This window comes from Pseudomonas sp. TWRC1-2 (assembly GCF_049896685.1).
In the GTDB taxonomy this organism is placed as follows: Bacteria; Pseudomonadota; Gammaproteobacteria; order Pseudomonadales; family Pseudomonadaceae; genus Aquipseudomonas.
On record NZ_JAFCUU010000012.1, the window covers coordinates 86971 to 112347 of the forward strand.

The following is a 25377-nucleotide window of genomic DNA, read 5'->3' on the forward strand; positions in this document are numbered from 1 at the left end:
GTACGCTAGCTGTCTTCTTCTATATCCAGCAACAGGTTTTCCAACGCCTCGCGGTATGCGCCGGGCTCTTGCCACAGGCCGCGTTGCTGGGCTTCGAGCATGCGTTCGGTCATGTCGCGCAACGCGTCAGGGTTGTGCTGCTGCACGAAGGCTCGGGTGTCAGCGTCAAGCAGGTAAGCGTCGGCAAGCAACGCGTATTGGTGATCATCGATCAGCGCCGTGGTGGCATCGAAGGCGAACAGGTTGTCCACCGTCGCGGCCATTTCGAACGCACCTTTATAGCCATGGCGCTTCACGCCTTCGATCCACTTGGGGTTGGCGGCGCGGGAACGGATCACCCGGTTCAGCTCTTCCTTCAAGGTGCGGATCTTCGGCAAGTCCGGCTGGCTGTGGTCGCCATGGTAACTGGCGGCCTTGTCGCCGCTCAGGGTTTCCACGGCGGCGAGCATGCCGCCCTGAAATTGGTAGTAGTCATTGGAATCGAGCAGGTCGTGCTCGCGGTTGTCCTGGTTTTGCAGGACCGCCTGCACCTGGCTCAGGCGCTGGGCGAACTGTTCGCGGGCGGCGGTGCCTTCATCGGCACCACCGTAGGCGTAGCCGCCCCAGTTCAAGTAGACCTCGGCCAAGTCCTCGCGGCTCTGCCACAGCCGCGCGTCAATCGCACCTTGGACGCCAGCGCCATAAGCCCCCGGCTTGGCGCCGAAGATGCGCCAGCCGGCTTGTTTTGCAGCGGCGCTCTCATCCAGGCCGGCGCTGAGCAGTGCCTCACGTTCGCTGCGCACCTTGGCCGCCAGCGGGTTCATGTCATCCGGCTCATCCAGCGCCGCCACCGCCTGCACCGCGGCGTCGAACAGGCGGATCAGGTTGGCGAAGGCATCACGGAAGAACCCGGACACGCGCAGCGTTACGTCAACGCGCGGACGGTCCAGCAGGCTGATCGGCAGGATTTCAAAGTCATCCACGCGCTGGCTGCCCGTGGCCCAGACCGGGCGCACGCCCATCAGCGCCATGGCCTGGGCGATATCGTCGCCGCCGGTGCGCATGGTCGCGGTGCCCCATACCGACAGGCCGAGTTGGCGCAGATGATCGCCGTGGTCCTGCAGGTGTCGTTCAAGGATCAGGTTGGCGGACTGGAAGCCGATGCGCCAGGCCGTGGTGGTGGGCAGGTTGCGCACATCCACGCTGAAGAAGTTGCGCCCGGTGGGCAGCACGTCCAGGCGTCCACGGCTCGGCGCACCGCTGGGGCCGGCCGGTACGAAGCGACCGCTCAAGGCATCCAGCAAGCCGCGCATTTCCGCCGGCCCGCAGGCATCCAGGCGTGGCGCGACGACAATGCGCAGGCTCTCGATGACCGACTTCACGTCTTCCCAGCCGGGCTCTTCAAGCTGCTCAAGCGGCCCTTCCAGTGCTTGCTCGATCAAACGCGCGGCGTACAACTCCAGGCGCTCGCGGGTATCACCGGCGGTGCGCCACAGCTGCTGATCGATCTTTTGCAAGACCTCGGGTCGGCGCCCGGTCCAGGGCTCGGCCAGGGCGCAATCGAGCGGATCAAAACCCAGCTCGAAGGCCTTGGCCAACACACGCAACAAACTCGATTGCGGGCCACGGCCATCGCCGCGCGGGATGCGCAGCAAGGCCAACAAGGTGTCGATGCGCAAGCGGCCGTCGGGCGACTCACCAAAAATATGCAGGCCGTCGCGGATCTGCGACTCCTTCAAGTCACACAGGTAGGTGTCCAGGCGCGGCAGCCAGACCGCCGCGTCGGCGTCGTTATCCAGCTCAAGTTCCTGGTCGATACGGGTTTCGCGCACCAGCTTGAGGATGTCTTTTTGCAGCTCGAGGGCGCGGCGCGGGTCGAGTAACTGCGCCTCGTAGTACTCGTCCGCCAACAGCTCAAGGTTACGCAACGGGCCGTAGGTTTCGGCGCGGGTCAGCGGCGGCATCAGGTGGTCGATGATCACCGCCTGAGTGCGGCGCTTGGCCTGGGCGCCCTCGCCCGGGTCGTTGACGATAAACGGGTAGACGTTCGGCAGCGGCCCCAGCAGCGCATCGGGCCAGCAATTTTCCGACAGCCCCACACCTTTGCCCGGCAGCCATTCGAGGTTGCCGTGCTTGCCGACGTGGATCACGCCGTGGGCGCCGTAGGTGTGGCGCAACCAGAAGTAAAACGCCAGGTAGCCGTGCGGCGGCACCAGGTCCGGGTCGTGGTACACCGCGCTGTGGTCGACCTGATAACCACGCGCGGGCTGGATGCCGACGAAGGTCTGGCCCAGGCGCAGGCCGGCGATCATCATGCGCCCGTCGCGGCACATCGGGTCGTTGTGCGGCGTGCCCCAGCGCTCCATGACCGCTTGGCGATTGGCCTCGGGCAAGCGCTTGAACATTGCCTCGTAGTCGTCCAGGCCCAGGCTTTGATGGCACGGGCGCAGGTCGAGGCTGTCGAGGTCATTGGTGACGCCGCCGAGCAGTTCATGGATCAGCGCGGTGCCGCTGGCGGGCAACTCACTCGGCACCGGGTAACCTTCGGCGTGCAGCGCGCGCAGGATGTTCAGCGCTGCTGCCGGCGTGTCCAGCCCCACGCCATTGCCGATGCGGCCGTCGCGGGTCGGGTAGTTGGCGAGGATCAGCGCAATGCGCTTTTGTGCGTTCGGCACCCGCGCCAGTTCAACCCAACGCCGCGCCAGTTCGGCGACAAAATCCATGCGCTCGGGCGCGGCGCGGTAGCACACCACGTCGGACTGGCTGCGCTCGCTGCGCCAGGCCAGGTCCTTGAAGCTGATCGGGCGGCTGATGATGCGCCCGTCCAGCTCCGGCAAAGCGATGTGCATGGCCAGGTCGCGCGGGCCGAGGCCTTGTTCGCTGGCTTCCCAGCCGGGCTGGTTGTCCTGCGCGCAAATCGCCTGGATCACCGGAACATTGCGACGAAACGGGCGCAGGTGCGGCGCTTCGGGGCTGGATTGGGCAAAGCCGGTGGTATTCAGAATCACCGCCGCCTGCACGTCATCCAACAGGTCCTCAACCACCGCGAGGCAGCCAGGCTCTTTCAAACTGGCCACCGCCATCGGCAACGGGTTAAGGCCCGCCGCCTGCAAACGCTGGCAGAACACGTCGATAAAACCGGTATTGGCCGCCTGCAAATGCGAGCGGTAGAACAGCACCGCCGCCACCGGAAAATCGGCCTGCCAGTCCGCCAGCCAATCATTGAGGCGAGCGTTGGCTTTGTGCGGGTGATAAATCGCGGTGCGCGGCAGGGTTTGCGGCTCGGCCCAGGTGTAGTCGCGGCCCAGGTAGCTGCTCGCCAGACAGCGATAGAAATCCAGCGCATTGCCCAGGCCGCCCTGGCGCAGGAAGTGCCAGAGGCGATCGCGCGCTTCAGCGCCTACGGTGCTCAAGCCGCTGAGTTCCGGGTCTGGGCGATCATCACCCGGCACCAGGATCAGCTGCACGCCGCGCTCGGCCAGCTCCACCAGGCGTTCAATGCCGTAGCGCCAATAACCGATGCCGCCGTGCAGCGAAATCAGGATGACCTTGGCGTGGCGCAGCACCTCATCGACGTACAGGTCGACCGAGGCATGGTTTTGCACCTGCATCGGGTTGGCCAGGCGAACGCTGGGGTAGTCGTCGGGCAACTGCTGAGCCGCTTCGGCCAGCAGCGCCAGGCTGGAATCGCCGCTGCACAGGATCACCAGTTCAGCGGGGGTTTGGCCTAAGTCGGCAATATTGTCGTCCGAGACGAAACCACCGGGCTGGGTCCTGAGCAGGTGCATGGGTTAAACGCTGAGGGCGGCGCGCAGTTGCGCTTCGAGGCCCGCCGCATCCAGTTCCTGGCCGATCAGCACCAGGCGCGTGATGCGCGCTTCGTCGGCGCCCCAGGCGCGGTCGAAGTGTTTGTCAAAACGCGTGCCCACGCCCTGAATCAACAGACGCATCGGCTTGTTCGGGATTGCCGCAAAACCTTTGACGCGCAGGATGCCGTGTTGCACCACCAGCTGGGTCAGGGCGTCGAGCAGCAGCGCTTCGTCGGCTTGCGGCAGGTCGATGGAGATGGAGTCGAAGGCGTCGTGATCGTGGTCATGGTCGTCTTCACCGTCGTGGTGATGATCGTGGTGACTGTGGCGGCCGTCGATGTGTTCTTCGGAGCCGGCGCCCAGGCCAATCAGCACGTCCAGTGGCAGGCGACCGCTGCTGGCTTCGACGATTTTCACCGCGGGCGGCAGCTCTTCGGCGACTTCCAGGCGCACGCGGGCCAGGTCGTCAGGGCTGATCAGGTCGGATTTGTTGAGGATCACCAGGTCGGCGCTGGCCAGTTGGTCGGCGAACAGCTCGTGCAGTGGCGACTCGTGGTCCAGGTTCGGGTCGAGTTTGCGCTGGGCGTCGACCTGGTCCGGGAACGCGGCGAAGGTGCCGGCGGCCACGGCCGGGCTGTCGACCACGGTGATCACGGCGTCAACCGTGCAGGCGCTGCGGATTTCCGGCCACTGGAAGGCCTGCACCAGCGGTTTTGGCAGGGCCAGGCCGGAGGTTTCGATGAGGATGTGGTCGAGGTCGCCGCGACGGGCGACCAGTTCGCGCATGACCGGGAAGAATTCTTCCTGCACGGTGCAGCACAGGCAGCCGTTGGCCAGTTCGTAGACGCGGCCGTTGGCTTCTTCTTCGGTGCAACCGATGGAGCACTGTTTGAGGATTTCACCGTCGATGCCCAACTCGCCGAACTCGTTGACGATCACGGCGATGCGACGACCCTGGGCGTTGTCGAGCATGTGGCGCAGCAAGGTGGTTTTGCCCGAGCCGAGAAAGCCGGTAACGATGGTGACGGGGAGTTTGGCCAGTGTTTTCATCGGATGCCCTTTGGGGCGGGCATACGGGACGATAGGCCCTGCGGCGCGCAGGAGCGGATTTCGTCACCGGATCACCCCGCCCGGTTGAAGTAGAAAATCGGTTACGAGGCAGGTCTCCTGGCTTGGGGCTTGCGGGTCTTGTGACCGGCGCTGGCTGCGCCTTCCCGCCTTGGTTAAGGGCAGTGGCGTGGCAGTCAGTTGAACCCTTTACAGTTGCGGGGGCAGCCGCGGCTTGGACCGCGTTCCCTTCTTAGCTTCGGCGTGGGCCGAAGAACCTCGAGGGTGCCAAGGCTACGCAGTGCGTGGGGGATGGTCAATGATGGGTTGGGTGGTGTGCATATCCGTTGCTGCGGTGAGGGCGGCTATGGGTTCCGCCCTTACGGCGGGTCACTTTTGAAAAGAGCCCAAAAGTAACCAAAAGGCTCTTGCCCCACCACTCGGCACCTCGCTTAGGCTCGGTGTGCCCTCACGCAGGCTTTGGAGCGTGGGCCGCCGCGATGGGCCATCCATGGCCCAACACGGCTAAACCGGCGTCCTGCCGGTTTACCCACGCTCCAAAACCTGCGTGAGGCCAGCGTGGTTTAACGGGGCGCCTAAGATCAAGATCAAGATCTACAGCACGGCGGCCTAGTAGCCGACCTGAGTGGTAGAAGCAAAACCGAGGCGGCCTGACAGCCGACCTGATTCTGGAACCTGAACTCAATCAAATGTGGGAGCTGGCTTGCCTGCGATGGCATCAACTGGTTATGCCTGACACACCGAGGTGCCTGCATCGCAGGCAAGCCAGCTCCCACAGAAAAGCAAAGCAGTGCGGTGGTGGAGGCTGAACTCGGTCAAATTGTGGGAGCGGGCTTGCTCGCGAAGGCGGTGGGTCAGTCAGCTTATGTGTCACTGAACCACCGCATTCGCGGGCAAGCCCGCTCCCACATTTGGATCTCAGTTGATCAGATGGATCATGTGTTGCTCTGCTTTTGATCTGACAAGCCCCGTCAACCACGCTGGCCGAACGCAGGCGAGGCACCGAGTGGTGGGGCACAGACCTTTTGGTTACTTTTGGCTGGGCCGGCATTCCGGGCGTTTGCCAAAAGTGACCCGCTGTAAGAGTAGAACCGCCAGCCGCCGTTACCGCAGCAACGGATATGTACACCAGACATCCCATTTGACTCCCCTCCCACCCCCATGCTCTCCTACACACCTTGTTTCGGGTGCCCTTCACAGGGTGAAACGGGAAACCGGTGACTTATGCCTGCACATAAGAAGTCCGGTGCTGCCCCCGCAACGGTAAGCGAGCGAAGCGTCATAACCACTGTGCCTATACGGCATGGGAAGGCGATGCTTTTAGACCCAGCGTCCCTCGCAAGCCCGGAGACCGGCCCGAAAAAATTCAGATAACAAACCCGCGGTGGGCGGGCGCTGTTCAGAACCCTGCGTGCCCGGCTCGCAGGGTTTTCATGCGCTCGTTTCACCCCGAAACCCGAAGGGACGCGCCCATGTCGATCATCAGCAGCACCTCGCACTCCGCCAGCAGCACCGCCACCCTGAGCCAACGCCTGACCGCCGCCATCGGTGCGTCGATCCTCGGCGCGTGCCTGGTGTATTTCGCCGGTTTCTCGCATATCGAGGCGGTGCACAACGCTGCCCACGATACCCGCCACAGCGCCGCGTTCCCGTGCCACTGAGACCTGCCGACATGATCAAGCGTATCGCCCAAACCGCAGGCTTCACCGGCTTGCTCGCCGCCCTGCTGCTGACCCTGCTGCAAAGCTTCTGGGTCGCCCCGCTGATTCTGCAGGCGGAAACCTTTGAAAACGCCCCGGCCGCTGCCGAAGTCGTGCCCCATGTACACGCTGAAGGCGCCGCCGCTCACACCCACGACGCCGAAGCCTGGGAGCCGGAAAACGGCTGGCAGCGCGTGCTGTCCACCACTGGCGGTAACTTGGTGGTTGCGGTTGGTTTCGCATTGATGCTGGCCGGCCTTTACACCTTGCGCGCGCCAACCCGCACCGCTCAAGGGCTGCTGTGGGGCTTGGCCGGTTACGCGACGTTTGTACTGGCACCGACCCTGGGCCTGCCACCGGAGTTGCCGGGCACCGCTGCCGCCGACCTGGCGCAGCGGCAGATCTGGTGGGTCGGTACTGCGGCGTCCACGGCTGCGGGTATCGCGCTGTTGGTGTTTGGTCGCAACTGGCTGCTCAAAGTGTTGGGCGTGGCGATCCTGGCCGTGCCGCATGTGATCGGCGCGCCGCAACCTGAAGTGCATTCGATGCTGGCTCCAGAAGCGTTGGAAGCCCAGTTCAAGATTGCCTCGCAACTGACCAACATCGCCTTCTGGCTGGCACTGGGCCTGATCAGCGCCTGGCTGTTTCGCCGCAATCGCGACGATCAATACTCGGCATGACGCTGGTGGTCGGGCTGGGTTGCCAGCGCGGGTGTGATGTTCACACCCTGCTCGGCCTGTTTGACGCCGCCCTTGCCGAGGGCGGTATCGAGCGCCAGCGCATCACCGCGCTGGCCAGTATCGACCGCAAGCGCGATGAACCGGGGCTGCTTGCCCTGGCGCAAGTATTGAACCTGCCGTTGCAGTGTTTCAGCGCAACGCAATTGGCGGTGTTTGAACCGCGCCTCAGTCACAGATCTGCGGTCGCGTTTGCCCATACCGGCTGTTACGGCATCGCCGAAAGTGCCGCCCTGGCCTTGGCTGAACAGCTCTCCCACCGCCCCGCCCGCCTGCTGATCACGCGCAAAAAAGTCGCCCAGGCCACCTTTGCATTGGCCTGCGCCGACTAAAAACCCGATAATCGCCCTTCTCGATCATGAGCAATCTTCATGCTCGCCCGTTTTTCAACAGGAATTTCCATGACCGTCTACTTCATCGGCGCAGGCCCCGGCGACCCGGAATTGATTACCGTCAAAGGCCAACGGTTGATCCGCAGTTGCCCGGTGATCATCTATGCCGGCTCATTGGTGCCAGCGGCGGTGTTGGACGGTCATCAGGCGGAACAGGTGGTCAACAGCGCCGAACTGCACCTGGAACAGATCATCGACTTGATCAAGGCTGCCCATGCCAAGGGCCAGGATGTGGCGCGCGTGCACTCCGGCGACCCCAGCCTGTACGGGGCGATTGGCGAGCAGATCCGCCATTTACGTGAGGCGGGCATTCCCTTCCAGATTATTCCAGGGGTCACGGCGGTCGCGGCCTGTGCGGCGTTGCTGGAGACCGAGCTGACCCTCCCGGATATCGCCCAGAGTGTGATCCTGACCCGTTACGCCGACAAAACCCGCATGCCGCCCGGTGAGGATTTCGACAGCCTGGCGCGCCACGGCACGACCATGGCGATTCACCTGGGCGTTAATCACCTGGAGAAGATCGTCGCCGAGCTGTTGCCGCACTATGGCGCAGATTGCCCGATTGCCGTGGTGCACCGGGCGACGTGGCCGGATCAGGATTGGGTGGTGGGTACGCTGAGTGATATTGCCGAGAAAGTCGCCGCCAAGGGTTTCCGGCGCACGGCATTGATTGTGGTCGGGCGGGTGCTGGCGAATGACGGTTTCAGTGAATCCTCGCTGTACCGTGCAGGCCACGCGCACCTCTATCGCCCCTGAAAAAATGCGGTCAACAAATGTGGGAGCGGGCTTGCTCGCGAAGACGGTGGGTCAGTTGCAGATGTACTGACTGATACACCGCATTCGCGAGCAAGCCCGCTCCCACAGTTGATCTACTTTGTTAAGTAGGTTGCGCAAGACGCTGAATTTTAAGAATAAAAAAACGGCGCTCACGGGGCGCCGTTTTTTTGTTCGCAGCGAACACCTTACTCAGTAGTAGGCGTTTTCTTTCTGCGTGTGGTCGGTCACATCACGTACGCCCTTGAGCTCGGGAATGCGCTCGAGCAAGGTGCGCTCGATGCCTTCACGCAGGGTCACGTCCGCCTGGCCGCAGCCCTGGCAACCGCCGCCGAACTTGAGGACGGCGATGCCGTCTTCGACCACATCAATCAGGCTGACCTGACCGCCGTGGCTGGCCAGCCCCGGGTTGATCTCGGTTTGCAGGTAGTAGTTGATGCGCTCGTTGACCGGGCTGTCAGCGTTGACATTCGGCACCTTGGCGTTGGGCGCCTTGATGGTCAACTGACCGCCCATGCGGTCGGTGGCGTAGTCGACCACGGCGTCGTCGAGGAAGGCTTCGCTGAAGTTATCGATGTAGGCGGTGAAGCTTTTCAGCCCCAGGGCGGTGTCTTCAGGTTTCTCTTCTCCGGGCTTGCAGTAGGCGATGCAAGTCTCGGCGTATTGGGTGCCGGGCTGGGTGATAAAGACGCGGATGCCGATACCTGGGGTGTTCTGCTTGGACAGCAGGTCGGCCAGGTAATCGTGGGCGGCGTCGGTAATGGTTATGGCAGTCATGGAAACTCCTCACAGGCTTGCGGGCAGTTTACGCCAAATCATTACAGAGGTACAAAGTCCTAGTGTTTTTGTCGGGATAAACTCGACCGTTCGTCGCCATCAAACCAGCCTTTGAGCACGCGATAACTGCCCTGCTCCAGCCATCGGTAGCTGCCCATGGCGCTCAGGCCGATGATCACCACGCACGCGGCCAGCACGGCATAAGGGTTCAGGCCGTAACGCTGGGCCAGATAGCCACCGGCCGAAAGCACCAACACGTGCAGCAAATACACCGAATAGGAGCAGTCCCCGAGCACTTTAAACACAGGATAGTTGACGAAAAATCGCTCAAGCGCCACGCACGCCACCACCAGTACCGCGCTCGGCAGGCCCCAGGTCAAGGCGCGGGGCGAGGCCGGCCAATGATAGATCGCCAGCAGCGCTGCGACGATTCCCAGCAGCGGCAGCCATAACCCCGGGCGAATCCAGCCCTTGCGGTAGAGCATGCCGATGCCGATGCCCATCAGAAACTCGACGACAATGTCCGAGCGATAGAACTCACTGATCCAGCCAAACGATGTCCAGGCCTCGCAGACCGCAAACAGCAACGCCGCCACCACCAGCAGTCGCCATTGCCGACGAAACAGCAAGGCCCAGGCAAACAGCAGGTAAAAAAGCATCTCGTAGTTCAGCGTCCAACCGACGTTAAGGGTTGGGTAAACGCCATAACCACCGGGGTTTTGCGAAGGAATAAACAACAGCGACATCAACACATGGGCGGCATCGACGCTTTGGTCCGGCAACATTGGCCGGGCGACCACCACCAGTAATGCCATCAGCAGCGTGTAGAACCAGTAAGCCGGCACGATGCGCAGCAGACGGTACAACAGGAAGCGCCACGGCGGCAGGTCCTTGTCCTGGGTAGACAGGAAAATCACCAGGCCGCTGATGACAAAAAACACGTCCACGCCCGCGGCGCCCTTTTCGACAAATAACCTTCCCAAGGCCGTGTCCGCCTTGAAACCGAAGAAAATCTGCATGAAGTGGTGCCCTACCACCGTCCAGGCCGCCAGCGCGCGCAACGCCTGTACCGAGATCAACATTGTTTGCCGCCCTTCCCAACTCATCTAGATGAAGTTGGGACCATGGCGGACGGTCAAAGGTCGATCAAAGATTCTCGTAGCGGTTCATGTCCAGCACGCCTTCTTCCACCGGCGTGGTTTCGCGGATGTACTGCGACAAGTCGTGGAAATACTGCCAGAACAGCGGATGGCTGCGGCGCACGCCCCAGCGATCGACGATCTTCTCGAAGCGCTTGGCGTCCTTGGCATTCTCCATCGCCGCCACAAACTCGGGCACTTCCTGCGCCGGAATATTGAACATGAAGTTCGGGTAGCTGCTGATTACGCCGGGGTAGATGGTCAGGGTATCCAGCCCCGGCTGATAGCGGTAAGCCTCGCCCAATAAAAACGCCACATTACTGTGCGCCCGGTTGCGCAGCATGCTGTAAACCACGCGTTTGCCGCTGGCCGTTTCAACGCGCAGCATGGTCGCTTCCGGCAACTGGTCGATCACCTTGAGCCCCGCCGCCGGCCTCGACGTCAGGCGACTAAGCGCCTGCTCCGCATCCTGCAGCGCCGGCTCAATCCCGTCGCGCGAGCAATAGGCACTGGTGCAGCGGTTGATCGGATCCGGGCTGGCATTCAAATAGCCATAACGCGTCAGCAACTGCTTGGCAAAATCGCGCTTCGGGTCCTTTTCATCCAGGTGCAAGCCGCTCGGCTTGTCATCATCAATCGCTTCATAGTCCAGCCACAGCTTGAGCTTGCCGCTGTTCTGGTACCAATCATCCATAAAATCATCGCGGGTATCGGCCGGCATCAGACGCAGGAAGTTCTGCTCGGCGCCATTGCGGATCAGGTCGAAATACAGCCGGGTCTGGGCCTGGTGCGACACGTTGCCGAACACATCGAAGTTCACCGCCAACTGGTAATAAGTGCGTTCCAGCAACGGGTAATCGAACAACCACATCGTTTGCGGCACCTCGCCGATCAGGCCCTTGGTCACCGAGGCACTGTCGAAATGGCGGAAAATGCTCAACAAGGCATTGTCATTACCCGCCCACAGGGTCGACCAACTCGGCGGCGGCAAGTCTGCGTAGCTGTCACGGCGCAAGGCCTCGTACTGATTGCGCTTGTCGCGATAGGCCAGCCACAGACCGAGCACGCTGCCCACGTCGTCGTTCTGCCCCGGCATCGCCAGCAATGGCGTGGCCTGGCCGCGATAACGCGCATCGGTGATGTACAGGTCGTGGTCCGGGTCCTGGAACAGGGTCCAGAAATTATCGCGGATCACGTCCGTGGCGATCTGCCCACGGCACACCGGCCCGCGAATAAAGGTGCGCACGAAGTATTCGGCGTTATCGAGCATGAACTGGTAACGCGCCTTGGCCGGAATCGCCTCAAAGGTCTCGAACGGGTTGGCCCGCCGCCCCGGACCATAGCCCGGCAAGGCATTGACCTGCCAGTCACCGGCGTAGAACAGCGCCTTGATGCGGGCCATTTTCGCCGCGCTGAACGGGTACGTGATGTGCGTTTTGTGCACGATCACGCCCTGCACCGGCCAGAGGCGGTAATAAACCTGGGTGCCTGGATCATCGTTGGGCCGACGGGTGGCGATCAGATCAATCGGCTGGCCGCTCGGCGTGCGTGAGCGCACCCATTGGAAGAAATGCCCCGGCTCGCCGTTCTCGAAGTAGATGTGCGCCAGGAACAAATGCTCATACAACCAGCGCGCAACCAGGCTTTCGCGGGCGCCGGGCTGGTTGAACAGGTTTTCCCACTGCTGCACCTGCAAGGCTTCCCTGGCGCTGGGCGCCAGGCCTTGCTCATCAATCGGTGCGCCGGATGCCAGCCAGCGCTGCAGCGTCTGGTATTGCTGGTCGGTCAGGCCGGTAACGGCCAGCGGCATGCCTTCCTTGGGATGCGCGCCGGCGTAGGCATTGAACTCGCCGGGCATCGCGCACAGGTTCTGGCGGTTCAGGCCCAGCATGATCTCGTCGGGCAGCTTGGCATTGGGTTCAAGTGGCGCGTTATGGCCCAACTCCAGCATGCGCGCCATCAATGCGGCCTGGCTGCCCTGGGCGTCTAGCACCGAGTAGAAGCCCTTCTGCTGCCAGGCCTGCTTGCCGAAGGCATCAGCGAACAAACGGGTGGTCGGTGCGGCCTGGCTGCGTTCGCCGTCGTAGACCGGCACTTTGGTCGCGCCGCGCGCCGCGCCCTCGGCACTGCCCAGGTTGAGCTGGCAGGCTGAGTCGTAACAGGCGTGGCAGGCCACGCACTTTTCGGTGAAGATCGGCTGAACGTCGCGGGTATAAGAGATCGCCGGGGCGGGACTGTTTAGCGGTAAAGCCTGTGCATGAGCGCTGCTGGCTATCAAGGCCAGGACGGCGCTGATGATGAGGCGAAGTGACATGTATCCGGTCCCGATTCAATGCGTGCGATATAAAGTGCCAGCAGTCTACCGGGCCAGGCCCTGCCCCAACATGAACGATATTCATGCAAAACCTGGGCATGCTCCAAATCGGCACAGGTTTGCTATGATTCACGCCCTCCGAAATGCCTGACCAGAGTAGTCCCATGTCCGATCGTAGTGCTCGTCTGCAAGCCCTTCACCAAGCCCTCAAGGAACGCATCCTGATCCTCGACGGTGGCATGGGCACGATGATCCAGAGCTACAAGCTTGAGGAAAACGACTACCGGGGCAAACGCTTCGCCGACTGGCCGAGCGACGTCAAGGGCAACAACGACCTGCTGGTGATCACCCGTCCGGACGTGATCGGCGGCATCGAAAAGGCCTACCTGGACGCCGGTGCCGACATTCTGGAAACCAACACCTTCAACGCCACGCGCATCTCCATGGCCGATTACGGCATGGAAGAACTGGCCTACGAATTAAACGTAGAAGGCGCGCGACTGGCGCGCAAGATCGCCGACGCCAAGACCCTGGAAAACCCCGCCAAGCCGCGCTTTGTCGCCGGCGTGCTGGGCCCGACCAGCCGTACCTGCTCGCTGTCGCCGGACGTGAACAACCCCGGCTACCGCAACGTGACCTTTGACGAGCTGGTGGAAAACTACACCGAAGCCACCAAAGGTCTGATCGAAGGCGGCGCCGACCTGATCCTGATCGAAACCATTTTCGACACCCTCAACGCCAAGGCCGCGATCTTCGCCGTGCAAGGCGTGTTCGAAGAACTGAACGTCGAACTGCCGATCATGATCTCCGGCACCATCACCGACGCCTCCGGCCGTACCCTGTCGGGCCAGACCACCGAAGCGTTCTGGAACTCCGTCAGCCACGCCAAGCCACTGTCCGTGGGCCTCAACTGCGCGTTGGGCGCCAGCGAACTGCGTCCGTACCTGGAAGAGCTGTCGAACAAGGCCAATACCCACGTTTCGGCGCACCCGAACGCCGGCCTGCCCAACGAATTCGGCGAATACGACGAGCTGCCGTCGCAAACCGCCAAGGTCATCGAAGAGTTCGCCCAGAGCGGCTTCCTCAACATCGTCGGCGGGTGCTGCGGTACCACGCCGGGCCACATTGAAGCCATCGCCAAGGCCGTGGCCGGCTACGCACCGCGCCCGATTCCGGACATTCCCAAGGCGTGCCGCCTGTCGGGCCTGGAGCCGTTCACCATTGATCGCAGCTCGTTGTTCGTCAACGTCGGCGAGCGCACCAACATCACCGGCTCTGCACGTTTTGCCCGCCTGATCCGTGAAGACAACTACACCGAAGCCCTGGAAGTCGCCCTGCAGCAGGTGGAAGCCGGCGCGCAGGTGATCGACATCAACATGGACGAGGGCATGCTCGATTCGAAGAAGGCCATGGTGACCTTCCTCAACCTGATTGCCGGCGAGCCGGACATCTCTCGCGTACCGATCATGATCGACTCCTCCAAGTGGGAAGTGATCGAAGCCGGCCTCAAGTGCATTCAGGGCAAGGGCATCGTCAACTCCATCAGCATGAAGGAAGGCGTCGAGCAGTTCATTCACCACGCCAAGCTGTGCAAGCGTTATGGCGCCGCCGTGGTGGTAATGGCCTTCGACGAAGCCGGCCAGGCCGATACCGAAGCGCGCAAGAAAGAAATCTGCAAACGCTCCTACGACATCCTCGTCAATGAAGTGGGCTTCCCGCCGGAAGACATCATTTTCGACCCGAACATCTTCGCGGTAGCCACCGGTATCGAGGAGCACAACAACTACGCCGTCGACTTCATCAACGCCTGCGCCTACATCCGCGACGAGCTGCCGTACGCGCTGACCTCGGGCGGCGTGTCCAACGTGTCGTTCTCGTTCCGCGGCAACAACCCGGTGCGTGAGGCGATTCACTCGGTGTTTTTGCTGTATGCGATCCGCAATGGTTTGAGTATGGGTATCGTCAACGCCGGCCAGCTGGAGATCTACGACCAGATCCCCGCCGAGCTGCGCGATGCGGTGGAAGACGTGGTGCTCAACCGCACGCCGGAAGGCACTGACGCCCTGCTGGCCATCGCCGACAAGTACAAGGGCGACGGCAGCGTCAAAGAAGCCGAGACCGAAGAATGGCGTGGCTGGGACGTCAACAAGCGCCTGGAACACGCGCTGGTCAAAGGCATCACCACGCACATCGTTGAAGACACCGAAGAATCGCGCCAATCGTTCGCGCGCCCGATCGAAGTGATCGAAGGCCCGCTGATGTCCGGCATGAACATCGTCGGTGACCTGTTCGGCGCCGGCAAAATGTTCCTGCCCCAGGTGGTGAAGTCCGCCCGGGTGATGAAGCAGGCCGTGGCCCACTTGATTCCGTTTATCGAGCTGGAAAAAGGCGACAAGCCGGAAGCCAAGGGCAAGATCCTGATGGCCACGGTAAAAGGCGACGTACACGACATCGGCAAGAACATCGTCGGCGTGGTGCTCGGTTGCAACGGCTATGACATTGTCGACCTGGGCGTGATGGTGCCGGCAGAGAAGATCCTGCAGGTGGCCAAGGAACAGAAGTGCGACATCATTGGCTTGTCCGGCCTGATCACGCCGTCGCTGGATGAGATGGTGCACGTGGCCCGCGAGATGCAGCGCCAGGACTTCCACCTGCCGCTGATGATTGGTGGCGCCACCACCTCCAAGGCGCACACGGCGGTGAAGATCGAGCCCAAGTACAGCAATGATGCAGTGATCTACGTCACCGACGCCTCGCGCGCAGTGGGCGTGGCCACGCAGTTGCTGTCCAAGGAGCTGAAGGCCGGCTTCGTCGAGAAAACCCGCCTGGAATACATCGACGTGCGCGAGCGTACGTCCAACCGCAGCGCCCGCACCGAGCGCCTGAGCTACCCGGCGGCCATCGCCAAGAAGCCGCAGTTCGACTGGAGCACCTACACCCCGGTCAAACCGACCTTTACCGGCGCCAAGGTGCTGGACAATATCGACCTCAAGGTGCTGGCCGAGTACATCGACTGGACGCCGTTCTTTATCTCCTGGGACCTGGCCGGCAAGTTCCCGCGCATCCTCGAAGACGAAGTGGTCGGTGAAGCGGCCACCGCGCTCTACGCCGATGCCCAGGAAATGCTCAAGAAGCTGATCGACGAAAAACTCATCAGCGCTCGCGCGGTGTTCGGTTTCTGGCCGACCAACCAGGTGCAGGACGATGACCTGGAAGTCTACGGCGACGATGGCCAGCCGATTGCCAAGCTGCATCACCTGCGCCAGCAGATCATCAAGACGGACGGCAAGCCGAACTTCTCCCTGGCCGACTTCGTGGCGCCAAAAGACAGCGGCGTGACCGACTACATCGGTGGCTTTATCACCACCGCCGGTATCGGCGCCGAAGAAGTCGCCAAGGCTTATCAGGACGCCGGCGACGACTACAACTCGATTATGGTCAAGGCCCTGGCCGACCGCCTCGCCGAAGCCTGCGCCGAATGGCTGCACCAGCAAGTGCGTAAAGAGCACTGGGGTTACGCCAAGGACGAGCAACTGGACAACGAGGCGCTGATCAAGGAGCAATACAGCGGCATCCGCCCTGCTCCCGGCTACCCGGCGTGCCCTGATCACACCGAGAAGGCCCAGCTGTTCCAATTGCTGGACCCCCAGGCGCGCGAAATGCACGCCGGGCGCAGCGGCGTGTTCCTCACCGAGCACTACGCGATGTTCCCGGCGGCGGCGGTCAGTGGCTGGTACTTCGCCCATCCGCAGGCGCAGTACTTTGCCGTGGGCAAGGTCGACAAGGATCAGGTCACGAGCTACACCGCGCGCAAAGGCCAGGACCTGGCTGTGACCGAGCGCTGGCTGGCGCCGAACCTGGGTTACGACAACTGATCGGCTAATGGCCCAGCGCGGCGATCTCCCGCGCTGACAGCACGTTTATCAAGGCCTGGCGCTGCACCTTGTTGGCCTTCTGCAACGCCTCCATCTGCTGCAGGTACGCCGAATTCATGTCGGGGTAGCGATCCTCCAGCGCAGAGGCGCTGTCTGCCAGCGTCTGCTGCAGCCGGGCGAACGCGTCCGGGTACTGCTGCTGCAGATAATCGACCCAGTACGCGCGCGCCGTCAGTTGCTCGATGAACAGCGGTGTCTGTTCGCGGGCCATGATCGTCGTATAGGCCGCCTCCAGGTCGACTGGCCGTACTCCGGAAAGACCTTCGTAAAGCATGCTTGCAGGTTGCCTGGGCAAGGCTAGGCGCCGGGCCAGGCCGATGCGGTAGGCCAGGCGTATTTCGGCCGGGTCGGTGCCCGGGTTTTCGCGGATCCGCACGCTCGCCACCGCCTCCAGCTGGTCAAGGCGGAATAACCCTCTGGACAGTTTCAGCAGGGCGCGCCCCTTGTCGGTGGGGTCGATGGCACGCAGGGCATTGAACTCATAAACTTCGACTTCCAGCGCGTTGAACAACAGCATGCGGCCATCCCCGCAGGTCACCGCAAGCCTGGAGGCACGCGCGATGCCCATCAGCCGCTCGCACAAGGCCGCATCGCCGTAGGCCGCCTCCAGCACCTGCCAAACCCGCCCGGCCAGGTCGGCGCGGTCGAGTTCGAAGTCGCGGGTATTACGCAGTTGCGCCAGTATGTTGGAGAAATCACCGCTGTCGTCACGGGCGATCATCGTGTCCCATATCGCGTGTTTTTCCGAGTCGACGGGCACGCCGTCAAACCAGCGTGCCTTTTGCACCGCTGCCGGCTCCAGCTCAGGGTGAACATCAGGTTGTTCGTCATCGGACTCGGCCCCGTACCCCGCCAGCTGATCGTCAATTTCCTCGGCACTGAAACCCAGCCCACGCTCGGTTTCGCGTTGATACTCGCGCAGGCGGATCAACGCTTCCTCAAGCAGCAGGTTGCCGGACAAATCGGTACCGGCCATCAAGGCAGCATGTTGCGGCTCAAATGCGTCGGCAGGGATCACGGCTATCGGGTAGTTGTTCCTGAGATCGAGGCGGGTCAGCGCGGGGGCTTGCAGCGCGCCGGTGGGCCATTCGGACAACCGGTTGCGACTCAGATCCAGGCTTTGCAGGCGGTCAAGCCCGGTGAGGTCAAAGGTACTCAGGGCGTTGCGCCCCAGGTCCAACACTTGCAGGCGCGGCAAGCCACGCAGTTGGCCCTGCAACGGCACGTTGGCCGCCAGCGCGTTGTCGTGGATACCCAGTTCGGTCAGGTCTGCCATCTGCGTTAGGGCCTCGGGCAGCGTGCCCATACGGTTGCCGTTGAGCATCAGGCGGTTCAAGCGCGGGAAGGCGCGTAGAAAATCATTCGAGGCCGTCGTGAGCCGCACACCGCTCAGGTCCAGCGCCCGCACATGGTTGAAGGTGACCGGCAGCGCTGGCAGGTCACCGAGGATCAGGCCGCTCAAGTCAAGCGCAGCGTCATTGGCGGGCGCCTGGATGCCTCGCACGTCGCTCAGCGTCTCCCGCCAGCAGGCCAGCAGCCGATCAGCGGCGCGCCGGCGATCGGTCGCGTTGACCCACTCGTTACGGTTGCGCACGGCGGGCCTGTCAATCCAGCCATTCAGCCGCTCGATCATCTGGGTGTGCTGCGCCTGCCACTGGCGCAACGCCGTTTCGATCTGCGTGGCACTCACGTCCTGCGCCAGCCATGTGTCGATTCGCTTGCCGGCCTGGGTGGCATCGAGCTGTGGATCAAGGCGTTGCAGGCGCTCGGCCGAGGTCAGTGACGCCTCGGTGTCTTTGGGCGCCAATGCCAACGGCATTATCAGGTCCGGGTGCTGCGACACTTCTACCGGGAAAAACATGGGATCGCCGCCGGTCATGCCGGCCGCGAGTACGTTTCGATCAATCCCGAACGGCCTGTCAAACATGCTCGCCATGGGTCTTCCGGCGCTGGTGCGGCGGGCAAAAGCCTGCGCCACGGCCAGCGCCGTAGGGCTCAAGCGGCAACCGCGCAAGCTGGTGCCGGCCAGCAGCACATCGTGCCCGGCCAGCACCGCTTCGGGAATGCCGGTGACGGCGCTGTGGCTGAGGTCGAGGAAACCCAGGCGCGGCAGGTTCAGCACGCCCTCGGGCCAGTCGACGATCGCGGTCTGCCCCAGGTTCAGCGACACCAGTTCTGTCAGCGACGTGACGCTCAGCCGGCCAACACGGTTCATCGACAAGTCCAGCCGTCGCAGTGCTTTGAGGCGGTTCAGCCGCGTCTGGGTGGGCGTGGTGATCGTCAGTTCGTTGCCACACAGACTCAGGTCGCTCAGGTGTTCCAGCGTCTCAAGGGCCTGAGGCAGCTCGGTCAGGCGGTTGTGACTCAGATCCAGTTCGCGCAGCTGCACAAACCGGCCCACGAACGCATTCACCTGCGCTGCCGTGAGCTTTGCACCGGCCAGGATCAAACGCCGGATGTGCGGGAACAGCGTATTGCCCAGCGCCGGCAAATCGCCCGGCGCACCATATTCGCGCAAGTCCAATGTCTCTCTCATCGGCTCGCCACGGCCTCGCGACGGGCCCGCCACCGGTTCGCGGGTCGCGTACCGGGCAGCCAGCGCGTCGCGCCAGCACACGCGCAGCCGGTCCGCCAGCGTCTGGCGATGATGGGAGGGCATTTGCTCGCCCTCGACGCGCGCCCCATCGCGGCTTTGCCATTCAACCAGCGGCGCATCCCAGGCGCGATACGCCTCGTGCAGCGCCTCGACCTTATTCAGCAACGCACGGCCCGCCAGGCCGTCCTGATGGAACGCGGCGAGTGCACTGGCGGCGAAGGTCGGGACGTGCGGCACCAGCGCTTCCAGGCGCTGTTCACAGTACTGCGCGACGATGTACGGTTCGTCCACCAGATGCGCCGGATTGCCCTGCACGTAGTCAAAGGCCTGTCGGAACGCCTGCGGTTCCAGGGCCTTCCAGTTCAACCTCAAGCGGCGCCACAAACGCTCATGCCCCGTGAACAGTTCGTCGGGCAGTGCGGCGATCTGCACGCCGGTCAGGTCGGCCGACTCAAGCCCCTCAAGCGCCAGCAGCCCTGCCGGCCATTCGCGCAGGTTGCCGGCCAGCCGCAACGTACGCAAACGCGGCAGCGCACGGTAATCCAGGGCCGGAAGGCTGCCGGTCAAGTGCAACTGCTCCAGCTGGTTCATGCCTTGAAGCGCCTGGGTCAATGCCGGCGAATACTCGCCGAAAAACGTCGGCAGCTCGAGCTTGAGCTCGGTAATGCCGGTGAGCCCCGCCAGCACGTCGGCGAATGCAGCCATGTTGGCTGAATCAATGGCAATATCGAGGGCTTCGAGCGCGCCAAACTGTTCGGAAAGTGCACCTGCGGCGAGCTGTGAACTGCTGATTCGCACCTTGCGCACATGGGAAAAATCGGCAGCCCAGGTCGGCAACGGCTCGGTGCCCAACAGATCGAGTTCGAACAACGGCGCCTGCCCGCGGTACACACCGTTTCTCCAGCCGGCAATGAGCCGCTCGGCAATATCGCGCCGGGTTGGCCAGTTGGCCCCCCGCGGATAGGCAGGCACGGCGCCTTCGACCCAGGTGTCCAATGCTGCGCGCAAGCCCTCGAACTCCCTGCGTCGGTTCTCCAACAGGTGGAACACCTGCTGATCGGAATCGCCGGCAAGCAGTCGACTCCTGACGAACTGCAACGCCTGCTGATCATCCAGATTGGGATAAATATCGCGCACCCTGGCAACCAACGGCTCGTCGGCAAACCCCACCGCATCACCGCTGGCCGCATAACCCGGTTGACCGGTCGGGCGTCGTACCCGGCGACCGGCGCCGGCCTTGAGCGGCTCGCGCTTGAGGATGCGCGACATGGCCTCGCGGTGGCTGCACGCGTAGTCCGCCACTTGCTTGCGCAACGCCTCAGCCGGCTCGCCCTGCAAAGACTCGCGCAGCGCATCAGGCAGCGCGTGCAGCAGCGACTCAAACAGATTGCGACCGTACCGGGGAAGGCTATTGAGTGCCCTGCCCTCGGCATCCAGCAGCCGAAAACTCTCATCCGCCTTGATCAGGTAATAACGCGTTGCGGCCTGTTCTGCGCCGATGCTGTCCACCAGCGGCCCTTTGATGCCCAGGGACCGTTCTTCGATGCGAATAGCCGTCGACCAACCGGGCAGTTGCTCGAGGCTGTGCAGCGCCAAGCGATCACTGGCCGCAGAGGCCAGGTTTTCGCGGTACACGCCTGCCAGGGCGCGGCTCAGACTGCCCTGATGCAGGTGCACGCGAATGGCTTTGGCCAGGCGCAGAGACACCCGGCCACTGCTGCGCAGTTGGCTCAACTCAGCAGCGCTGGCACTGGCCAGTACCCGCTGCGCGGCTTCTGGCGAGAGTGACGTAAAACTGCGCTGCAGTGCGCGAGTGTCGGTGTCTGGCGGCGCCCGTCGGCTCTGGAGGCTGTCGAACAGCGCCTTCTTGCGGGCCTGCGCCTGATCGGCCAGACGCTCTCTGAACACCTGCACCTGGTCGGCGCCGGCCTGGATGCTTTCGCGGCCCAGCAAACGGCTGATTTGCTCGTCATTGAGGGCTGCCAGCACGTGCGCCGGCAATTGACCGGTATCGACCTGCGCCTGGGTGATCTTGATCGTGGGCCTTGTGCTGCCCGGCGACGCTGCGCCAAACCGCTGGGAAGTGCCCCAGGGCTCGGGCCCGCTGAACACCTCCACCACCTCCTCGACCGGCCAACCCGGCATGTCCACGGCCAGCGGCACCATGAACTGGCAGAGGCCCTCCACGCAGGCGCCTTCGCGGATTTGCCTGATCACCTCGTCCGCCTGGCGGTCTGCCTCGAACAGCCGGGCCATCTCCAACACCTCCGGCGGCGGCGCCTGTTGATCCATGTGCAGTTTGCGCAATTGATCATCACTGATCCCGCAGACGTCGGCGATCTGTTCCAGTTGCGCATCGGAAAATGGCTCCATGTGCAGCCCGCACCGGCGCAGCAATGTGCTGCGACGCCATGTCAACGGCCGCTCCAGCGTGTGCCGCCAGGCACCGTGCCCGTTGTGTTGCACAATCGGCTGATAGGCGTCGATCTCAGTCGGGTGCTTGATCCGCCATTGCTTGCGCACCGGGTCGAAGGTCTTTTCGTAAACATTGCCCTCCAGCGCAATGTAGGTTTTGCCTGCTACCGGGTATTGCCCCAACGCATTGGGTTCAAGCCCCTTGAGCGAGACGCTGCTTTTGTAGGCCGCAAGGTCGGGATGCCACAAGCGCAGTTTGCCGAACGGCGTGACCACCCGGCTCATGCCGTTGACGAAGCGCGACGGCACAACCGGCGGCGCCCTGCCCGCCACGGCACCCAGCGCGGCCATGAACGCGACGTTCTGCATCACCGAGGCAAGATGCGCCCAGGCCTCGTCACTGTCGCCAGCGTTCCAGGCTTCCACGCCTTGATAAACCTCATAGCCCAGCTGTATGGCGGTGACGGCCATCATCACTTCGCCCAGGCCCGGCACCAAAAACGCCGCCACATTGAGGAGGTTCAAGCCCCATTCGGCCCAGTGCTTGAGGCGATTGACCCAGGCATCGTGATCGACTTGCGCGGTGGGCACCGCCAGCAACTTTGCGTTGGACCTGAGGCATGCAAGGTGCCGTTCGTACAGATGGCCGAACACCTCGACGTTGATGAAGGTCTCTTCGGGCCGCAGGTTGACGTTGTCGTTCCAGACTTCTTCGTACATCCCGTGGGCGTAGGCCGCAGGGTTGTAATTGGGCCCTGGGGGCAGCGGGTTCGGGTTCCAACGCGTGGTCTTCAATTGGCTTCTAAGCCGCCGAAGGAACATCTGCGCTTCATCCTGGGCCAAGAAGCCGGTAAAAAAACGCTGGTAATCCACCGAGCGCAGGTTGAGCGCCAACTGCGCGGTGAACGCCTTGAGCGATGCGTACTCCCTGACGGGGTTACGCGGATCGCCGGGGATCCACACGATGATTCGACTGTCGCCCACCTGGGGTTTGAGCAGCTCGGCCGCCGGCAGGAAAACGTCGATGAGCGTCACCACGCCCGGCAACGGCTTGCGCGCACTGGCGCCGATGATCAGCACCTCGCTCACCTGCGCCCCCAACAGGTTCAACTGGCTGTAAGCCACCGGCTTGCCATCCAGGCTCGGTGCGGGATGGGCATCGAGTATCGCCAGCAACGTAGCGTAGGCCGTGGGGCTGAGGGTCGAGCGCAGGCGAGCGATGTGAGCTTGTACCCGCAGCGTGTCCTTGTTTGCCTCGATCATCTGCCGGCGCACCTGCGCCGCAGTGGCTGGCGTCTCAAACACGCCGCTCAGGTGTTGCTGGTACTGCTGACCCAGGTCCAGCTCACGGCACAGGCTGGCGAAATCTTCAGGCTTGATCGACAGCTTGTCGCGCAGGCGGTAACGCCATTTCGCAAAGGGATAACGCTCGCTTTCATCGTACGCCAGGGTGTCCAGCGACCCCGCCGGGGCCAGCGCACTGGTTTCCTGCAACGCGGTTTCATCAAACCGTTCGCCGTCTTCGAAGTTGCGCAGCGCGGCTTGCAACAGGGACTGCTGTTCGACCCGGTTGGGCGCGTGCAGGTGGAACAGCGCGGTGGTGTTGACGTCGGGTATTTGGCCGAATGTCTTGTGCAATGCCTCGGCCAGCAACGGCTCGGCAAACTCGGTGACGCCTTTGAAGTCTTTCAGCGTTGCTGCCAGCGCCTGGCTGGAGGCCTGGCGCCGGCGGCCGCTGTCATCCAGGGCCTGGCGCAATGCTGGGCTGGCGGCGGCAAAGGCCTCGGGGTAGGCGCTCTTGAAGCGCTGCACCGGGTCGCGGGCGCGGTTGAGGGCCTCGATGTCCGGCGCCGCCAGGTGTTTGATCCATCCGGGCAAACGGGTCTTGATGAAGGGAACATGAAGTGAAGGGGCAGGCATGTGTGCAGATTCCTGATGCGTCTTGAGGAAGCATCAGAAAATCACGCTGGCGGCCCCGCGAAGCGGTGCACTTTTATCGCCCGCTGCGGGGAATTGACTATGCTTGCTCAGGATCGACCGAATCCGCATGACGAGGGTTTTATGAACGACTCACCCAATAAGCCCCCTACGTTCTGGCAAATGCTGCACAGCGTGATGGCCGCAGCCTTCGGGGTGCAAAGCGGGAAGAACCGCGCGCGCGATTTTACTCACGGCAAGCCCAGCCACTTCGTGATCATGGGAATTGTGTTCACGGCGGTGTTTGCGCTGACCTTGTTCGCCATCGTCAAGCTGGTGCTGCACCTGGCAGGCGTTTGAGTGCGCTCAAGGCGTTAACAGCTGCAAACCGAACGGGTAAACGTAACCGGCGGGCTTGCCCTGGGCCGACAATGCCTGGAAATTTACGCCGTAGACCTGCGCCGCGTTGATGTCCAGCAGACGCTGGGCAAGGTCCGGACCGATCAACTCAAACAGATCGAGCTTGCGTTCATTCACGCCGTTCTGGCGGATATCCAGCCCCAGCGCATCGTCATGCAGCAGCACCATCGCCCAGCCGCCAAGGGTGAAGTGCCCCGCCACCAATGCGCTCAAGCGCCCATCGAGGCGGGCCCGCAATACTTCGGGCGAACTGTTGACGGCGCTGAACAGCACCTCCTTGCCCGGCGTACGCCCAGTGGCTTGCAGCGCCTCCATCGCGCCCAGCGCCATTTCATCATTGGCCGACCACACCAGCGCGGTTTGCGGATAACGTTTGAACAGTTGCGTGGCCTGGTCGAACGCGCGCTGGCGGCTCCACTCGCCGTACACCAGCTGGCGCAAACGCACGTAGGGAAAATCGACCAGAGCCCGCTGTAAACCCTGCTCGCGCAGCTGCGCCGCCGGCGTGGTCTTGGCCCCGGAAAACGCCAGCAGATCGAGGGTTTGGCCGGGTGCGACGGGGCCATGCTGACGCAGCAGCTCTTTGAGCATCAGGTAACCGGCATCCTCATCATTGGCGATAAGACTGCCGAGCCAGTTGGGATAGCTGTGTGCATTGAGCAATTGCACCTGGTCGCTGGTCAGGGCGTTATTCACGATCAGCAGCTTGACTGGGCTGCCCTGGGCCATGCGCAGAATCTGCGGGGCGACGTATCGCTCATTCACCAGCACCAGGTAATCAGGCCCCTCGCTGCCTTGCAGCGCTTCGCGGGCCTGTGCCAGGGTGTTACGCGGGTCGCGCTCGGAATAAAGCACGCGCAAATCCAGGCCGAGGTCCTTGGCAGCGGCCTGCATGAATTGCGCGTAGTTGACCCAGAAGGTTTCCGTGGACGTGCCAGGGTTGAGAAACACCACCGACGCGGCGTGGGCCGTGGCCCCGAACGTCGATCCCAGCAACCACACACACGCAATAAAAACCTTCAACATAGTTGTCAGAACCTTGAACGTTGACGGCCATGATAGTGGCAATACGACAGTCAATCGAGGTCCAATCAACGCTGGTTTATTGGTGGCTAACCCAGAACACGGCGGTTCCAACCACCAAGATTATCAGAAACAAAATCGCCCAGGCATCAACGGTACTGTCGGGTTTACGGGCTTTGGTCGAATTGCTCATTGCATCGCCTCTTATCGGTTTTATAGGTGATTGCACTCAAACACGCTCAGAGTAAAGTTGATGATTGCCCGCATGACAAATGTGGGTATCGCGATAACCCTTCTCATTAGGCATTTTGGTTATTTGCATATACTCAAACATCACTTTTGCGCATAAACGCAAACTGGTATCGTGCGCCGGCTCCGTTGG

Annotated in this window: 13 protein-coding genes and 2 riboswitches; of the genes, 6 read left to right on the forward strand and 7 right to left on the reverse strand. The window is 62.6% G+C overall.

Annotated features, from left to right (window positions below):
* Positions 1–5: 5 nt before the first annotated feature.
* Together cobN and cobW are read right to left on the reverse strand one after the other, a co-directional pair.
* Entirely contained in the window at positions 6–3767 is a 3762-nt protein-coding gene (gene cobN / locus ACP7B3_RS27155; RefSeq protein ID WP_426182242.1) for a cobaltochelatase subunit CobN, read from the reverse strand.
* Positions 3768–3770: 3 nt separating this feature from the next.
* The gene (gene cobW / locus ACP7B3_RS27160) at positions 3771–4838 is read right to left on the reverse strand and encodes a cobalamin biosynthesis protein CobW (protein WP_315975621.1); all 1068 of its coding nucleotides are present in this window, start codon (positions 4836–4838) and stop codon (positions 3771–3773) included.
* A 90-nt stretch (positions 4839–4928) separates the two neighbouring features.
* A riboswitch (cobalamin riboswitch) is annotated at positions 4929–5132 on the reverse strand.
* 892 nt (positions 5133–6024) lie between these two features.
* Positions 6025–6230, forward strand: a riboswitch (cobalamin riboswitch).
* 98 nt (positions 6231–6328) lie between these two features.
* Here cobW and ACP7B3_RS27165 point away from each other — a divergent pair.
* The 4 genes from ACP7B3_RS27165 (at position 6329) to cobM (ending at position 8441) form a co-directional block, all read left to right on the forward strand.
* The gene (locus ACP7B3_RS27165; RefSeq protein ID WP_032875937.1) at positions 6329–6517 is read left to right on the forward strand and encodes a CbtB domain-containing protein; all 189 of its coding nucleotides are present in this window, start codon (positions 6329–6331) and stop codon (positions 6515–6517) included.
* Between the two features lie 11 nt (positions 6518–6528).
* Positions 6529–7236, forward strand: a complete 708-nt coding sequence (locus ACP7B3_RS27170) for a CbtA family protein (RefSeq protein WP_426182246.1) — start codon at positions 6529–6531, stop codon at positions 7234–7236.
* Positions 7233–7625 (forward strand): cobalamin biosynthesis protein, encoded by a 393-nt coding sequence (locus ACP7B3_RS27175; RefSeq protein WP_262206479.1) that lies wholly within the window; start codon positions 7233–7235, stop codon positions 7623–7625. Before ACP7B3_RS27170 ends, ACP7B3_RS27175 begins: the two co-directional genes overlap by 4 nt.
* Positions 7626–7694: 69 nt before the next feature.
* On the forward strand, positions 7695–8441 hold the full coding sequence (gene cobM, locus ACP7B3_RS27180) for a precorrin-4 C(11)-methyltransferase (protein WP_426182250.1): 747 nt from the start codon (positions 7695–7697) through the stop codon (positions 8439–8441).
* A 210-nt stretch (positions 8442–8651) separates the two neighbouring features.
* Here cobM and nfuA read toward each other — a convergent pair whose 3' ends face one another.
* The 3 genes from nfuA to ACP7B3_RS27195 all read right to left on the reverse strand — a co-directional run bounded on the left by nfuA (position 8652) and on the right by ACP7B3_RS27195 (position 12689).
* The gene (gene nfuA, locus ACP7B3_RS27185) at positions 8652–9236 is read right to left on the reverse strand and encodes a Fe-S biogenesis protein NfuA (RefSeq protein WP_017136914.1); all 585 of its coding nucleotides are present in this window, start codon (positions 9234–9236) and stop codon (positions 8652–8654) included.
* A gap of 59 nt (positions 9237–9295) precedes the next feature.
* Positions 9296–10318: an acyltransferase family protein gene (locus tag ACP7B3_RS27190; protein ID WP_426182254.1), complete on the reverse strand. Its 1023-nt coding sequence runs from the start codon at positions 10316–10318 to the stop codon at positions 9296–9298.
* 64 nt (positions 10319–10382) lie between these two features.
* Positions 10383–12689, reverse strand: coding sequence for a fatty acid cis/trans isomerase (locus ACP7B3_RS27195; protein WP_426182257.1), 2307 nt, complete (start codon positions 12687–12689; stop codon positions 10383–10385).
* Positions 12690–12853: 164 nt separating this feature from the next.
* On the opposite strand from ACP7B3_RS27195, the gene metH reads away from it, so the two are divergent.
* Positions 12854–16564, forward strand: coding sequence for a methionine synthase (gene metH, locus ACP7B3_RS27200; RefSeq protein WP_145165981.1), 3711 nt, complete (start codon positions 12854–12856; stop codon positions 16562–16564).
* Positions 16565–16568: 4 nt separating this feature from the next.
* Here the strand turns inward: metH and ACP7B3_RS27205 are convergent, their stop codons facing one another.
* A complete protein-coding gene (locus tag ACP7B3_RS27205) occupies positions 16569–23555 on the reverse strand; it encodes an NEL-type E3 ubiquitin ligase domain-containing protein (protein ID WP_426182261.1) in 6987 nt (2328 codons plus the stop codon).
* 141 nt (positions 23556–23696) lie between these two features.
* On the opposite strand from ACP7B3_RS27205, the gene ACP7B3_RS27210 reads away from it, so the two are divergent.
* Positions 23697–23912 carry a DUF2970 domain-containing protein gene (locus tag ACP7B3_RS27210; RefSeq protein ID WP_145165989.1) on the forward strand — a complete coding sequence of 72 codons (216 nt, stop codon included), beginning with the start codon at positions 23697–23699 and terminating at the stop codon, positions 23910–23912.
* Between the two features lie 6 nt (positions 23913–23918).
* On the opposite strand, the gene ACP7B3_RS27215 is transcribed toward ACP7B3_RS27210, so the two are convergent.
* Positions 23919–24998 carry an ABC transporter substrate-binding protein gene (locus ACP7B3_RS27215; RefSeq protein ID WP_426182264.1) on the reverse strand — a complete coding sequence of 360 codons (1080 nt, stop codon included), beginning with the start codon at positions 24996–24998 and terminating at the stop codon, positions 23919–23921.
* Positions 24999–25377 lie beyond the last annotated feature (379 nt).

Bases quoted from the DNA above. Each gene is read 5' to 3' on its own strand.
- cobN (WP_426182242.1), bottom strand. From the start codon at position 3,767: ATGCACCTGCTCAGGACCCAGCCCGGTGGTTTCGTCTCGGACGACAAT.
- cobW (WP_315975621.1), bottom strand. From the start codon at position 4,838: ATGAAAACACTGGCCAAACTCCCCGTCACCATCGTTACCGGCTTTCTC.
- ACP7B3_RS27165 (WP_032875937.1), top strand. From the start codon at position 6,329: ATGTCGATCATCAGCAGCACCTCGCACTCCGCCAGCAGCACCGCCACC.
- ACP7B3_RS27170 (WP_426182246.1), top strand. From the start codon at position 6,529: ATGATCAAGCGTATCGCCCAAACCGCAGGCTTCACCGGCTTGCTCGCC.
- ACP7B3_RS27175 (WP_262206479.1), top strand. From the start codon at position 7,233: ATGACGCTGGTGGTCGGGCTGGGTTGCCAGCGCGGGTGTGATGTTCAC.
- cobM (WP_426182250.1), top strand. From the start codon at position 7,695: ATGACCGTCTACTTCATCGGCGCAGGCCCCGGCGACCCGGAATTGATT.
- nfuA (WP_017136914.1), bottom strand. From the start codon at position 9,236: ATGACTGCCATAACCATTACCGACGCCGCCCACGATTACCTGGCCGAC.
- ACP7B3_RS27190 (WP_426182254.1), bottom strand. From the start codon at position 10,318: ATGTTGATCTCGGTACAGGCGTTGCGCGCGCTGGCGGCCTGGACGGTG.
- ACP7B3_RS27195 (WP_426182257.1), bottom strand. From the start codon at position 12,689: ATGTCACTTCGCCTCATCATCAGCGCCGTCCTGGCCTTGATAGCCAGC.
- metH (WP_145165981.1), top strand. From the start codon at position 12,854: ATGTCCGATCGTAGTGCTCGTCTGCAAGCCCTTCACCAAGCCCTCAAG.
- ACP7B3_RS27205 (WP_426182261.1), bottom strand. From the start codon at position 23,555: ATGCCTGCCCCTTCACTTCATGTTCCCTTCATCAAGACCCGTTTGCCC.
- ACP7B3_RS27210 (WP_145165989.1), top strand. From the start codon at position 23,697: ATGAACGACTCACCCAATAAGCCCCCTACGTTCTGGCAAATGCTGCAC.
- ACP7B3_RS27215 (WP_426182264.1), bottom strand. From the start codon at position 24,998: ATGTTGAAGGTTTTTATTGCGTGTGTGTGGTTGCTGGGATCGACGTTC.